Source organism: Mycolicibacterium austroafricanum (genome assembly GCF_902705885.1).
Classification (GTDB): domain Bacteria; phylum Actinomycetota; class Actinomycetes; order Mycobacteriales; family Mycobacteriaceae; genus Mycobacterium; species Mycobacterium vanbaalenii_A.
The window spans coordinates 1-13,678 of the sequence record NZ_CACSIP010000036.1 but is presented as its reverse complement, the minus strand read 5'-3'; the positions used below and the strand labels follow the sequence as shown (position 1 = coordinate 13,678).

11 protein-coding genes are annotated in these 13,678 nt (G+C 68.7%); 3 read left to right on the top strand and 8 right to left on the bottom strand.

Annotated elements, in window-relative coordinates:
- Positions 1-164: 164 nt before the first annotated feature.
- Positions 165-563: a GlcG/HbpS family heme-binding protein gene (locus BEMPMBAN_RS22645; protein ID WP_159233513.1), complete on the top strand. Its 399-nt coding sequence runs from the start codon at positions 165-167 to the stop codon at positions 561-563.
- Here the strand turns inward: BEMPMBAN_RS22645 and glpK are convergent, their stop codons facing one another.
- Positions 564-2,081: a glycerol kinase GlpK gene (gene glpK / locus BEMPMBAN_RS22640; RefSeq protein WP_159233512.1), complete on the bottom strand. Its 1,518-nt coding sequence runs from the start codon at positions 2,079-2,081 to the stop codon at positions 564-566.
- A gap of 42 nt (positions 2,082-2,123) precedes the next feature.
- Complete coding sequence (adh, locus tag BEMPMBAN_RS22635) at positions 2,124-3,647, bottom strand: aldehyde dehydrogenase (protein ID WP_159233511.1); 1,524 nt, start codon at positions 3,645-3,647, stop codon at positions 2,124-2,126.
- Positions 3,648-3,828: 181 nt separating this feature from the next.
- On the opposite strand from adh, the gene BEMPMBAN_RS22630 reads away from it, so the two are divergent.
- Complete coding sequence (locus BEMPMBAN_RS22630) at positions 3,829-4,371, top strand: TetR/AcrR family transcriptional regulator (RefSeq protein ID WP_159233510.1); 543 nt, start codon at positions 3,829-3,831, stop codon at positions 4,369-4,371.
- On the opposite strand, the gene BEMPMBAN_RS22625 is transcribed toward BEMPMBAN_RS22630, so the two are convergent.
- The 6 genes from BEMPMBAN_RS22625 to eccCa all read right to left on the bottom strand — a co-directional run bounded on the left by BEMPMBAN_RS22625 (position 4,337) and on the right by eccCa (position 12,249).
- On the bottom strand, positions 4,337-5,260 hold the full coding sequence (locus BEMPMBAN_RS22625) for an alpha/beta hydrolase (RefSeq protein ID WP_159233509.1): 924 nt from the start codon (positions 5,258-5,260) through the stop codon (positions 4,337-4,339). The genes BEMPMBAN_RS22630 and BEMPMBAN_RS22625 overlap by 35 nt on opposite strands.
- Before the next feature lie 89 nt (positions 5,261-5,349).
- Positions 5,350-6,669 (bottom strand): helix-turn-helix domain-containing protein, encoded by a 1,320-nt coding sequence (locus BEMPMBAN_RS22620; RefSeq protein ID WP_159233508.1) that lies wholly within the window; start codon positions 6,667-6,669, stop codon positions 5,350-5,352.
- Positions 6,670-6,794: 125 nt separating this feature from the next.
- Entirely contained in the window at positions 6,795-7,091 is a 297-nt protein-coding gene (locus tag BEMPMBAN_RS22615; protein WP_159233507.1) for a WXG100 family type VII secretion target, read from the bottom strand.
- An 11-nt stretch (positions 7,092-7,102) separates the two neighbouring features.
- Positions 7,103-7,444, bottom strand: a complete 342-nt coding sequence (locus BEMPMBAN_RS22610) for a WXG100 family type VII secretion target (RefSeq protein ID WP_159233506.1) — start codon at positions 7,442-7,444, stop codon at positions 7,103-7,105.
- Between the two features lie 72 nt (positions 7,445-7,516).
- Positions 7,517-8,656: a type VII secretion-associated protein gene (locus BEMPMBAN_RS22605; RefSeq protein WP_159233505.1), complete on the bottom strand. Its 1,140-nt coding sequence runs from the start codon at positions 8,654-8,656 to the stop codon at positions 7,517-7,519.
- Positions 8,653-12,249 carry a type VII secretion protein EccCa gene (eccCa, locus tag BEMPMBAN_RS22600; RefSeq protein WP_159233504.1) on the bottom strand — a complete coding sequence of 1,199 codons (3,597 nt, stop codon included), beginning with the start codon at positions 12,247-12,249 and terminating at the stop codon, positions 8,653-8,655. The genes BEMPMBAN_RS22605 and eccCa overlap by 4 nt, the downstream gene beginning before the upstream one ends.
- A gap of 132 nt (positions 12,250-12,381) precedes the next feature.
- Here eccCa and eccD point away from each other — a divergent pair, with 132 nt between their 5' ends.
- Positions 12,382-13,548, top strand: coding sequence for a type VII secretion integral membrane protein EccD (eccD, locus tag BEMPMBAN_RS22595; RefSeq protein ID WP_159233503.1), 1,167 nt, complete (start codon positions 12,382-12,384; stop codon positions 13,546-13,548).
- Positions 13,549-13,678 lie beyond the last annotated feature (130 nt).

Sequence of the window (13,678 nt, the reverse complement as noted above, 5' to 3'; positions counted from 1 at the left end):
ATCGGTGAAAACTGGTCCAGAGGTGAGCTTTTGGCTAGGCTCGAGCGGCACGAAGCGGCGGCTGAGAGGAAACCCCGTCGAGGTCCCGCCCGCGGGCACTATCATGGTGGTACGCAAGAGATCGCGAAAAATGTTGCCTCTAACCCTATTCGAAAGGTCCGACCATGAGTGCCATCTCCCTGTCCGTCGCCTCGGACGTGATCGACGCCGCGACCGCGAAGGCCGGTGAGATCGCACAGCCGATGAATATCGCCGTGGTCGATGACGGTGGCCATCTGGTGGCGTTCGTCCGGATGGATGGTGCGATCAAGGCCAGCATCGACATCTCGATCCGCAAGGCCCGCACCTCGATCCTGATGAATGCCCCTACCAGCGCACTGATGCCGCTGGTGCAGCCGGGCGCCGAGTTGTACGGCCTGGAACAGACATCCGGCGGCATGGTGATCTTCGGCGGCGGCATCCCGTTGACGGTCGACGGTGTCGTGATCGGGGCGATCGGGGTCAGCGCGGGTAGCGTCGAGCAGGATGTATCTGTCGCCGAGGCCGGCGCCGCAGCGCTCTGATCAGGACACGTCGACCCAATCCAGGGTGCGTTGCACAGCCTTTTTCCAGCCCGCGTATCCATCGGCGCGCTGATCCTCGGACCACTGGGGTGACCAGCGCTTGTCCTCCTGCCAGTTCTCCCGCAACTCGTCTGGATCCGACCAGAACCCCACGGCCAGACCTGCCGCGTACGCCGCGCCCAGTGCGGTCGTCTCCGCCACAACAGGTTTCACGACATCAACACCGAGCACATCGGCTTGAATCTGCATACACAGGTCGTTGGCCGTGATCCCGCCGTCGACCTTGAGCACCTCCAGATGCACCCCGGAGTCGGCTTCCATCGCATCGACGACATCACGGCTCTGGTAGCAGATCGCCTCCAGTGTCGCCCGGGCCACGTGGGCGTTGGTGTTGAAGCGCGACAACCCGACGATCGCACCCCGGGCATCGGAGCGCCAGTACGGCGCGAACAGTCCGGAGAACGCCGGCACGAAGTACACCCCACCGTTGTCCTCGACCTGACGGGCCAGTGCCTCACTCTGTGCAGCCCCGCTGATGATTCCCAGCTGATCTCGCAGCCATTGCACCGCAGAACCGGTCACGGCGATCGAACCCTCAAGGGCGTAAACCGGTTTCGCGTCGCCGAACTGGTAGCACAGCGTGGTCAGCAAGCCGTTCTCCGAACGCACGATCTTCTCGCCGGTGTTCAGCAGCAGGAAATTGCCGGTGCCATAGGTGTTCTTGGCCTCCCCGGGTGCCAGACATACCTGCCCGACCATCGCAGCCTGCTGGTCGCCGAGGATCCCCGACACCGAGACCTCGCCACCGAGCGGTCCGGTGGCCAACGTCATCCCGTACGGCTCCGGCGAGGACGAAGGCGCGATACGGGGAAGCATCTGGCGCGGAATACCGAAGAACGACAACAGTTCGTCGTCCCAGTCCAGCGTCTCGAGATCCATCAGCATCGTGCGGCTGGCATTGGTGACATCGGTGACGTGCACCCCGCCGCGCGGACCCCCGGTGAGGTTCCAAACCACCCAGGTGTCGCTGTTGCCGAAGATCGCGTCACCTTTCTCCGCGGCCTCGCGGACCCCGTCGACATTCTCCAGGATCCACTGCACCTTGCCGGCGGAGAAGTACGTGGCCGGCGGCAGGCCGGCCTTTCGGCGAATGACATCACCCCTGCCGTCCCGGTCCAACGCGGTCGCGATCCGATCGGTACGGGTGTCCTGCCAGACGATCGCGTTGTAGTAGGGCCGCCCGGTGCGCTTGTTCCACACCAGAGCCGTCTCACGCTGATTGGTGATACCCAGTGCCGCAAGGTCGCTCGGCTGCAGGTTGGTGTTGTTGAGCACCGAGGTCAGCACCGACGCGGTGCGCTCCCAGATCTCGACCGGATTGTGCTCCACCCAGCCCGCCCGCGGCAGGATCTGCTCGTGTTCGAGCTGATGACGGCCGACTTCCGCGCCGGCGTGGTCGAAGACCATTGCCCGAGTACTGGTGGTGCCCTGGTCAATGGACACGACGAATTCGGCCACGCTGCTCCTCTACTTCGATTCGGGTCCCGCGGGGGTCAGGGGTCAGAAAAATCCCTGGGCCTTGTCGCTGTAGCTCACCAGCAGGTTCTTCGTCTGCTGGTAATGGTCGAGCATCATCTTGTGATTCTCGCGGCCGATGCCGGACTGCTTGTATCCGCCGAACGCGGCGTGCGCGGGGTACTGGTGGTAGCAGTTGGTCCACACGCGGCCGGCCTTGATGTCACGGCCGGCGCGGTAGGCGGTGTTGCCGTCACGGCTCCACACACCGGCACCGAGACCGTACAGGGTGTCGTTGGCGATGCCGATCGCGTCTTCGTAGTCGGTGAACGACGTCACCGCCACCACCGGTCCGAAGATCTCCTCCTGGAACACCCGCATCTTGTTGTTGCCGGTGAAGATCGTCGGGGCGACGTAGTAACCGCCGTTGAGGTCACCGCCGAGCTGTGCGCGCTCACCACCGGTGACCACCTTGGCGCCCTCACTCTTGCCGATCTCGATGTAGGACAGGATCTTCTCGAGCTGATCATTGGACGCCTGGGCGCCGATCATCGTCTCGGTGTCCAGCGGGTCGCCCTGGCGCACCGCCTTGGTGCGGATCGCCGCCAGCTCGAGGAACTCGTCGTAGATGTCGGCCTGGATCAGCGAACGCGACGGGCAGGTGCACACCTCGCCCTGGTTGAGGGCGAACATCGTGAAGCCCTCGAGCGCCTTGTCCTGATAGTTGTCGGCCGCAGCCAGCACGTCGTTGAAGAAGATGTTCGGGCTCTTGCCGCCCAGCTCCAGCGTGACCGGGATCAGGTTCTGGGATGCGTACTGCATGATCAGCCGGCCGGTGGTGGTCTCGCCGGTGAACGCGATCTTGGCGATGCGGTTGCTCGACGCCAGCGGCTTGCCCGTTTCGACGCCGAATCCGTTGACCACGTTGAGCACACCTGCGGGCAGCAGGTCACCGATCACCTCGAGCAGATACAGGATGGAAGCCGGGGTCTGCTCGGCGGGCTTGAGCACGATCGCATTGCCCGCGGCCAGCGCCGGCGCCAGCTTCCAGACGGCCATCAGGATCGGGAAGTTCCACGGGATGATCTGCCCGACCACGCCGAGCGGCTCGTGGAAGTGGTAGGCGACGGTGTCGCCGTCGATCTCCGACAGCGAACCTTCCTGCGCCCGGATCGCCCCGGCGAAGTACCGGAAGTGATCCACTGCCAACGGGATGTCGGCGTTGAGCGTCTCGCGGATCGGCTTGCCGTTGTCCCAGGCCTCGGCGAGCGCGATCGATTCGAGGTTCTCCTCGATGCGGTCGGCGATCTTGTTGAGCATCACCGCACGCTCGGCGGCCGACGTCTTGCCCCAGGCCGGGGCGGCGGCGTGGGCGGCGTCGAGGGCCTTCTCGACATCGGATTCGTCGGAGCGCGGGATCTCGCAGAACGTCTGGCCGGTGATCGGTGTCGGGTTCTCGAAGTACCGTCCGGCGGTCGGCGCCACCCACTCGCCGCCGATGAAGTTCTCGTAGCGGGGCTTGAACGACATCAGTGAGCCCTCGGCGCCGGGGCGTGCGTACACGGTCATGGTGAATCTCCCTGGTTTTGGTCGATGTCTTCGTCGACGTGTCCGGTCGTCACACACAGTGTGTGTCGTGTGTCACTGAACCTACGCCGACAACCGTTGCACCACGGTTGCATCGTCGAGCAGAATTCGAGGTATCGCCGAACCACGCCGCAAGCCCCGCCAGCAGCGCTCTCGGGAAACCGTGAACACGCTCGTGGAGGCGGCCGCGCAGGTGTTCTCGCGGGAAGGCTTGGCGGCGACGACCAACCGGATCGCCGAGCGTGCAGGAATGTCGATCGGGACGCTCTACCAGTACTTTCCCGACAAGCTCTCGCTGTTGCACGCGGTGGCCGAGCGTCATGTGCGCGACGCGGACCGCCGCTTGACCGAGGTGTTCGCACAGCTTCGTGACGACGCCGGCCCATTCGACGCCACCATGCGCACGTTGCTCGAGACGATTGTCGGACTACACAGCGAGCGGCCCCGGCTGCACGCCCTACTGCACCGCATGGCGCCGCAGACCGCCGGTCAACTCGAGCAGCTACGCGTCTTCGAGGACCGGATCGCTGACGAGGTGGCGTTCCATCTGAAGCGCTGCGACCGCGGAGGCGACGACGTGGAGGGCACGGCCCGGATGCTGGTCCACACGATCGACGCGCAGGTGCATCGGGTGATGACCCGGCACGGTTTCGACGTCGAGGCGCTGGTGCTCACGGTCGATCGGCTTGCGCCGCCACCGCGGTGACCGTTTCCGACATCGTGGCGCGCAGCTGTGCCAGGCCCGGTTCTTCGATCGGGAAGTGTCCGCAGTTGTCCAGCATGACCAACCGGGTCGGTGCGCCGATGCGGCGCAGGAAGCGGATGCTCAGCGCCGGCGGGGTCCAGGTATCCGCGGCGGGCGCGACCAGCGTGACCGGCGCCGCGTCGAACGACTCCGGGGTGGTGTGCGGGTAGTTCATCCAGCTGGACAGAAAGCCCAGTGGAACGCTCACCCCGCCACCGCGTGGATCCGTCGCACACAGCCGCGACAGCCGCGGGTCGGTGCTCATGGCGGCCATGTCGGCCAGCCATCGGATGGGTAGCCGGACCCGACCGAGCAGGGGATCGATCGTGCGCAGCAAAGCCGGCGCCGAGCGTCCCATCCAGGGGAACCGGGTGGCGGCGGCACGTGCTCGCGCGTCGGACAAGTCGAGCAGACAGGTCGCCACCACCGCGGCCACCTCCCGGGTTCGCGCCGCGACCTCGTAGGCGAGCATCCCGCCCATGCTGGCGCCGAACAGGATCAGCGGCCGGGGGTCGGCAGCGCGTTCGGCGCGCACCAGATCGCAGAGCAGGTCGATCCAGTCGTCGTATCGGACCCGGGCCGGGTCGGGTTCGATGGTGTCGCCGTAGAGCGGCAGGTCCGGGGCGAGGACGTCGACGCCGGCGCCGGCCGCGACCGCTGCCGCGGGCCAGAGGGCGCCGCTGTACCCGCCGCCCCCGTGGATCACCATCGCGCGCACCGCCGCCCCGGGCACCGCGGCCCGGGCGATGTGCACCCGCGTCTGGCGCCACTGCCACCAGGTGCTGGCCGGCGCCGTCATGTCGGCGGTGTAGGCCGACGGGAGGAACTCGGCATAGGTCCGGAAGTCCATACTCCGATCCTCGAACAGGTTGTCGCTCTTGACAACTCGCGTTTACACCCGGAGTGTTCGCAGCTCACGGGCGCCGTACCGGGAGTTGCTCAGGTTCCGCCCAGCTCGAAGTCCAGGCCTGCGAGATGCCCGTCGGCCTGGGCCCGGGCCAACGCGTCGAGTCCGGCGTTGTCGCACAGCGCCTGCCAGCCGTCCCGGTCGTCGCGGCCTTCGGGGAGATCGAGCCAGCGCCGCAGCAGGTCCGCACGCCCCCGGGCGCTCTCGGCGAGCACCGCGCCGCGCAGCGTCGCCGACAGCTGGGTGCGCAGCCGCGCGATCGCCGGAGACACCGAGTGCGCCAGCAACGGACCGGGGTAGCGGGTCAGCGCCGACTCCACGTCGCCGCCGTCGAGCGCGTCGAAGACCTCGGCGACATCGCTGGTGATGGGCGCCAGCAGCCGGTAGGGGCGGGAGCCGAGATTCTCGGCTCCGATGACCTTGCGCAACCGCGACATCTCGGCACGCACCGTGACGACGTCGAGGTCCTTGTCGTCGAGCAGCACAGCCAGATGGTCGGCGGACAGTCCTTCCGGATGCCTGCTGAGCAGGACCAGGATGTCGGCGTGGCGGCCGGTGAGCGGGCTGGTCCGCAGGTGTCCGTAGCTGTCGGTGGTCACCCAGCGCGGCCGATCACCACCGAGGACGACGAGATGTGGCCTACGGGCCGCGGTTTGGGCGCCGGCGCCGGCCAGCCGCAGCAGTCCGAGGTGGTTCTCGACGGCCACCGCCGTCGCGCGCACCAGCGCCAGCGTCTGCGAGGTCGCCACCGCGGGACCTCCGGTCAGGTCGATGGCGCCCAGCAGCGCGCCGGTCGTGGGGTCGTGCACCGGCGCGGCAGTGCAACTCCAGGTCTGCACGACGCGCGAGAAATGCTCTGAACCCCGGATCTGCAGTTCGGTGTCCAGAGCCAGCGCCGTCCCCGGAGCGTTGGTGCCGGTGCCCGATTCACTCCAGTCGGCGCCGGGCACGAAGTTCATCGCCTCGGCCCTGCGACAGGCGGTCGGGTCTCCCTCGACCCACAACAGCGTCCCGTCGGCGCCGCTGACGGCCACCACAACACCGGAGTCGACGGCTTCGTCGACGAGTAACCGGCGGATGACCGGGATCGCGGGTGCCAGCGGGTGCGTCTCGCGTAACCGGTCCACCGCGGTGACGGCGGGCGACGGGCGCGCTCCGCCGAGATCGGGATCGACACCCCCGGCCAGACTGCGCTGCCAGCTCTGGGCAACGATCGGCCGCACCGCGTTCGAGTTCAGGTAGCTCGCGTCGACCTCACCGGCGACGAACAACTCGTGGACCGCACGCAGCCGCGACGGCGAAGGCGTCAGCCTCGCGCCGGTCTGTTCGTGCGCCGTGTCCGGAGTTGCCACCGGCGTCCACGCTCCTCACCGTCGGCTGTGCCGCCACCATAGTCCACACCGGCCGCCGGCAGTACTGTGCGGCCCCCGACCGGCTCTCCTCCGCCCGGGGGCCGCACAGAAATCCGTGGCCGGACTCAGATGCCCCAGGCCCTGGCCGCACTGCGATCGACGGCGGCCACCTCGTCGGCGCCGTCGCGTACTGCATTGCCCAGACTCAGCAGGATGTCGTTGAGCGCCGCCGCGGCCTGCTCCCAGCGTCCCTGCTCGATGCGGTAGGCGTCAGCCGCCTCCCGCGTCCAGGTGGCCTGCAGCGGCGCGATCTGGGCACGTAGGTCGTCGAGCGCCGCGTTCAGTCGGGCCGAGGTGGAGTGGATCTCCTGGCGGACGGTGTATTCGATCTCGCCGAAGTCATAGGACAGCATCGGGTTCACAGGGATGCTCCTCAGAGGTTTCCGGCGACGGCGCCGATGCGCTGCGCGTGACTGTCGGTGGCCTCCCGCAGCAGCCGCTCGTTGTCCCGGATGGTCTCCGAGATCCGCTGCAGCGCCGTGTGCAGCCGAAGTGACTCGGCGTCCCAACGCTGGATCACGTCATGGAAGCGGCCGGCGGCGACACCGCCCCACACCGACGGCGGCACGCTGTTCATCCTGCCGATGAAGGACTTCAGCATGGCCCGGATCTCCTCGTTGCGGGCATCGGTCTTGCCGGCAACCGAGACCATCAGGTCGAAGTCGGTGGTGAGCGCGGAACCCGAGGTACTCGAGGGGCCTGAGAGGCTGGTCATGGCGGTCCTTTCGTGATGTGACGAACGGTATGTAGTTACGACGCGACGGAGGCCGGTTCGGTTCCCGCGTTCTCAGGGCAACACCCGTGCGGACTCGACGGCCTGGACGCACACGGTGTCGATCACGTCGCGCTGCGCCGGAGATCCCTGGCATCCGATGGCGATACGGGTCGCGCCGTCGATCACCACCGACCAGGCGGTCTCACTGCCCACTCGCCGTTCGCGATACGTCACCGCCGGCCTGCTGCCGACACTGCCGTCCGGATCGAAGTCGGTGAACACCCCGGGTGTCTCGTATTGCACTGCCCGACTCAGCGATTCGGCCAGATCGTGCAGTGTCTCGGACACCTGGCCGACAGACTGGGTGATGTGCAGGGCGGTCGGGTCACCGGTGGGTGCCGCCACCCGTACCCGGGCCGACCCGGGGCCGGAAGTGATGCGTTCGACTGTCCACCGTGCGGGCACCCGAACCGCTACCCGGCCCTCGACAATCAGCGCGGTGGCGGAGCCGGCGGGCTGCTGACCCGACAGCGCCTGCGCTGCCCATCCCCCGCCGGCCGCGGCCACCGACACGGCGGCCCCGGCCAGCACCGCGACGAGTCGCCGCCTGTGGTGGAGCGTCATGCCCACCGGGCGGTCCGGGGCAGGATGTGGCACTGCGGTATTCGCCGCGGCCAGTACACGCTGTCGGTCGCTGTGTTCCACCGTGACCGCCGCGGTATGCAGGCACGCGGTGAACACCGGCTCCGGCGGTGCCACGCCCGCGGGCACATCGAACACAACCGCACTCGACGCGCGAAGGTAAGGCGCGACGTCGCTCCCGGCGCGCGGCAACACCGTGGTGGTTGCGCCGGAGGTGATCACCACGAAGTCCTCGGCGAACTCGACTACGGCTGCACCGTCCAGCGCCAGAATCGAAGACCGTTTCAACACCACCACTTCGGTCGCACCGCGGGATGCCGAATCAGTGACGAGTTCGATGCGCGCCGAGGACCACCAGGTCGGGAAGATCAGCACCAGTGTCCCGGTGCACTCGGCGGCGACGACGTCGAGCACCTGCGACCACAGCGACCGGACCTCGACGAGGCGCTCGCCGAGCAGCGCCAACCGGTCGTCGATGCACTCGATAGCGACCGTGGCCCATTCCTGCGGTGCGTCGGCGTCGGACCCGCGGACGGTCTGCGGACCGATCTCGATCACGGTCGTCGTCATGGTGGCGGCACCCAGCCCACCTGGAGCAGTTCCTCGGGTCTGCCGCGGGCGGTGACCGTGCCACGTCCCGGGGGCAGCGGGCCGGGCCGGGAGGTGCCGAGCAGCACCCCCTCGTCGGGCGCGGCGCTCATCATCAGCCCGGAGCATCCCATGTCGCGTAGCCGGGCCAGGACGGGATCGAACATCGCCCGAGCGGCCCCACCGGAACGGCGGGCGACGACGACGTGCAGACCGAGATCCTTTGCGTGCGGCAAGAAGTCGGCCAGCGGCGTCAACGGGTTGCCGGTGGCACCCGCGACCAGGTCGTAGTCGTCGACGACGACGTAGATCTCCGGTCCGGCCCACCAGGAGCGGTCCCGCAGCTGTTGCTGCGTGACGTGCTCGTCGGGCATCCGCTCGGTCAGTTGGTCGGTCAGCGCCGTCATCCGCGACGTCAGCGCCGTGCTCGACACCGAATAACCGCGCAGGTGTTCCGACTCGATGACCCCGAGCAGGGTGCGACGGAAATCGACGATCTCGAGCTGCATCTGGCTCGGGGTACGGGTGCGGACCAGCTCGGTGCACAGCAGTCGCAGCACCGCCGTCTTGCCACATTCCCCTTCGCCGAGCACGAGCAGATGGGGGTGTTCGGCGAAGTCCAGCAGCACCGGCGCGAGGTCGCGTTCGCCGACTCCCAGCAGAACTTCCAGCGCCCGGTGCGGGGCCGCTGCGCCGACCAGGCTGCGGTGCTCCACCAGTGTGGGCAGCAGTTCGACCGGCGGGGCGGCCCCGCCGGCCCGGCAACCGACCGGGTCGAGGTGCGGCAGCGCGATCGCGAACTCACGTCCCTCACGGGTGATCCCCCGCCCCGGCGCGCGCTCGGCCAGCTCGCGGGCGCGCCGGCGATCCATCTCGGATTCTGCGGGATCACCGAGCCGCAGCTCGATCCGCGTCGCGATCTGGTCCTTCAACGCCGGCCGTAGGTCCGCCCAGCGGCCCGCGGCGATCATCACATGCAGGCCGTACGACAACCCCTGTGCGGCAAGGGCGGTGACCGGCGCCTCCAGCGCGTCGAACTCCTGACGCACCACAGCCCACCCGTCGATCACCAGGAACACCTCGCCGTAGGGGTCGTCGGCCGATTCGCGGGTCCGGCGGTACTCGGCGTATGAGTCGACACCCAGACGCTGGAAAGCCGCCTCCCGGCGGCGCAGCACCGCCTCCAACGCGGCCACCGTGCGCCGGCACCGGTCGGGCTCACGACGGCCGGCGACCGAACCGACGTGCGGAAGTCCGGCGAGCGCAGCCAGCGCCCCGCCACCGAAGTCCAGGCAGTAGAACTGAACGTCGCCGGCGTCATGGGTGGCGGCCAGCGCACTGAGCACAGTCCGCAGCGTCGTCGACTTGCCCGACCGTGGCGCACCGACGACCGCGACGTTGCCTGCCGCGCCCGAGAGGTCGACGACCAGTTGCTCGTGGCGCTGTTCGTACGGGCGGTCCACCAACCCGATCGGTACCCGCAGGTGCGCCGCGGGTGCGCACTGCAACAGTTCCCCGAGACGGGGAGACCGGCCGAGCGGCGGCAACCACACCTGGTGCGCGGCGGGGCCCTGACCGGCCAGCCCGCACAGCACCGTGTCCAGTACCGACCGCTGCGGGAGCGCGGTGTCCGCAGGCGTGGCCGGGTGGCGCGGAGGCGCCGCGGTCGACGGCGTGAAGAGCACCGCCGCCGGCCGGTCGACGGTCCCGCCCGGTGGACGCCGGGGTGTGTACCCTCCTGATACGAACGCGGCCTGGAACCGGGTCACCGCCCCGGAGGCGGTTTTCAGGTACGCCGCTCCCGGCTGCGACGGCAGATGGTAGGCGTCGGCCACACCGAGGACCGCGCGGGATTCGCTCGCCGAGAACGTCTTCAGGCACACCCGGTAGGACAGGTGAGTTTCCAGTCCGCGCAGCCTGCCCTCGTCGAGACGCTGGCTCGCCAGCAACAGATGCATGCCCAGCGATCGGCCCAACCGACCGATCGCCACGAACAGCTCTGCGAAATCCGGGTGCTGGCTGAGCAGTTCGGAGAACTCGTCGACCACGACGAACAAGGCGGGCAGCGCGGGCAGGCCCCGGTTCCGGGCGCGGGCGTTGTCGTACTCGCTGATGTTGGCGAGATTTCCGGCAGCCCTGAGTATCTCCTGGCGACGATGGACCTCACCGGAGAGCGCCTCGCGCATCCGGGACACCAGTGGCGCCTCGTCGGCGAGATTGGTGATCACCGCAGAGACGTGCCGGGCCTGCTCCATGCCGAGGAAGGTGGCGCCACCCTTGAAGTCGACCAGAACGAGGTTGAGCACCTCTGGAGAGTGCGTGGCGATCATGCCCAGCGTCAGGGTGCGCAAGAACTCCGACTTGCCCGAGCCGGTAGCGCCCACGCACAGCCCATGTGGTCCGACTCCACCCGCGGCCGCCTCCCTGATGTCCAACTCGACGACGGTGCCGTCCTCCGCGGTGCCGATGGGCACGCGCAGTGGCGGCTGCCCACGGGCGGCGGACCACATCCGGTCCGCATCGATCCGCTCGGCGTCGTCGATGCCGAGCAATCCCAACCAGTCTGCCGCGCCCCGTTGATGGTGCGCGGTGGCTGTCGACGGGAGGTGACGCGCCAACCGCCGGGCACACGCCAGCGCATCCGGAAGGGACAACACGTCACATGCGACGGCCAGTCCGTCGGCATCCGCAGTCATGGCGACCGCCGCCCCGCCGTCGTCGGCGTCGATCTCGACGACGGTCAGCCCGTCGGCCGGTGCCGGCGCCTCACAACCGTCGACGACCACCACGCGATGCCTGCCGGTGGCGGTCGCGCTGTGGTGCGGGAGCCACTTCAGCCAGTCCCAGGCTGCGCGCGCCCCCGGTCCGGACATCACGGCGATGCCGATCAGGCACGGGTGGTGCAGCACCGCGACCTGGCACACCAGGGCACGCACCACCGCACGGGCGTGCGCGGCCGGACCCGCGACGGCGACGACGGCGGTCGACCGCAGCTGCACCGTGACAGGGACCCCACCGACGGTCGCTCGGCGGCTCACCAACCGGCGAGCCGCGCCGGTGGTGACCGGGTCTGCACTGTCATCGGAGTCGAGTTCGGGTGCCACCACGGTGGTGGCCGACGGTTGCTCTCCCACCCCGACCCGCACCGAACCGAACTGCGGGTGCTCTGGGGTCCGTTCCCACATCCGCTCGGTGCCGGCCAGCGTCCACAGCGCCCCGGGGTCGGGGTGGATTCGGTACAGAGTCAGGTGTTGATGCTGCGCGCAGTCCGCCAAGGTGTCATCGAGGGTGACCAGGTAACGCAGGTACTGGGCGCGCTGGACGTTGATCTCGGTGATACGACCCGTCCCACGGGCACTGTAGGCGAGGGTGCCGATCACCGAGACGAGCATCATCGCCGGAAAGAACAGGAACATCGGATTGCGCGCCGCGGAGTGGCCGGATGTCAGGTACAGCACGCTCATCCCCGCCATCGCTGCGAGCATCACCACGGGCATCAGCCGCGCCATCGGGCTCACCGGTGTCGGGTTCGGCAGCTCCGGAGGTGCGTCCAGGACGATCTGACCTCCCGGCATGACCGGAGGCCGCGGAGGCGACGTGGCGTGCGGATCCATTGACGAATAGACGCACCGGGTGACGACTTCGTTCCATCCACAGGCGACGAAGTTCTGCGCAGCCGCGGCCGCGGACCGGGTTACGTTGACGGTGTGCCGGATACGTTGTGCAGGTTGGCCGTCCACGTCACGGGACTGCAGCAACCGACGACGGTCGACCTGATGCTGCCCGCCGACTGCCCGGTCGGCGTGTTGCTCCCGTCGATCGTCGACGCCGCTGTCGGCGAGAAGGTCGCGACGACGGACGCAGCGCACTGGTATCTGACCCGCATAGGAGGCACCCGGGTCGATACTTCGATGTCCCTGCAGCAGAACGCCGTTGAGGACGGCGACTTGATCCTGCTCAGCACCGAGGCACCGCCTGCGCCCTGCAGGACCGTGGGTGATCCCGGCGGCGTCGTGGCCCGGATGGCCGTCGAGAACGCCGCGGCGGATTCGCCCATCACGTCCTGGGCGGTCACCGTGTTGAGCCCGGGCGTGGTTGCGCTGGCGGTGACGTCCGGATTTCTCGCGGTGCCCGACGCGCCATGGCCGGCCGCAGTGCTGCTCGCCGCGTCCTGTGGATTCGCCGCCTCGATCCTGCTGCTGCGCCTGGCGTGTGGCGACATCGCCGTGCTGACGGCACTCGCGGCGGCGACGGCGACGGTCGCCGCGGTCGGGGCGATCACCCTGGCCACTGCGGCCACGCTGGCGGAGGGTGGCGTCGCGCTGACCGTGCTGTCGCTGGCCGGCCTGTCCCTCGCGCCGAAGCTGACGATCGTGGCGGCCGGCCTGGGCCCGGCGCGCTCGGATGTCACCGCCTCGCGGGCGGCACTCGCACACCTCGTCCTGACCGGCCTGGTCGCGGGGTGGTCTTGCGCAGCCGCCACCGGGGTCGCCGCGGTCACCGCTCAGCCACAGACCTCGCCCGCCGTAGTTGTCGCGTTCGCCGCCGACGTCGGAATCCTGCTGCTGCTGCGTCAACGGTCCCACGTCGATCCCAGACGACGGGTGGTATCCAGTGCCGCCGGGCTGTGCGCACTGCTCGCCGCCCACATTGTGGCACTGCGTACCGTGACCGAGCACACCTATTGGCTCGGCGCGGCCGCCGTCATCGCCGGCGTGACCGTACTGTACTGCCAGGTGGGCCGTGCGCCATCGAATCCCATTGTTCGACAGGGTGTTCAGGTTGCGGAATACCTGGCGCTTGTCGCGGTGGTGCCCCTGGCCGCCTGGTTGACCGGCGTGTACAGCATGGTCCGGGGGCTGAGCTTGTCATGAGCGCCACCGCACGGGTCTGCCGTCTGCTGACCGTGGCGGCGCTGACCTTCGCCCCTGTGCACGCCGCGCCCGTCGCAGCCGCGGTGACCCCACCGCCACCTGATGCCTGTCGGTGTTTCACATCGCCGAG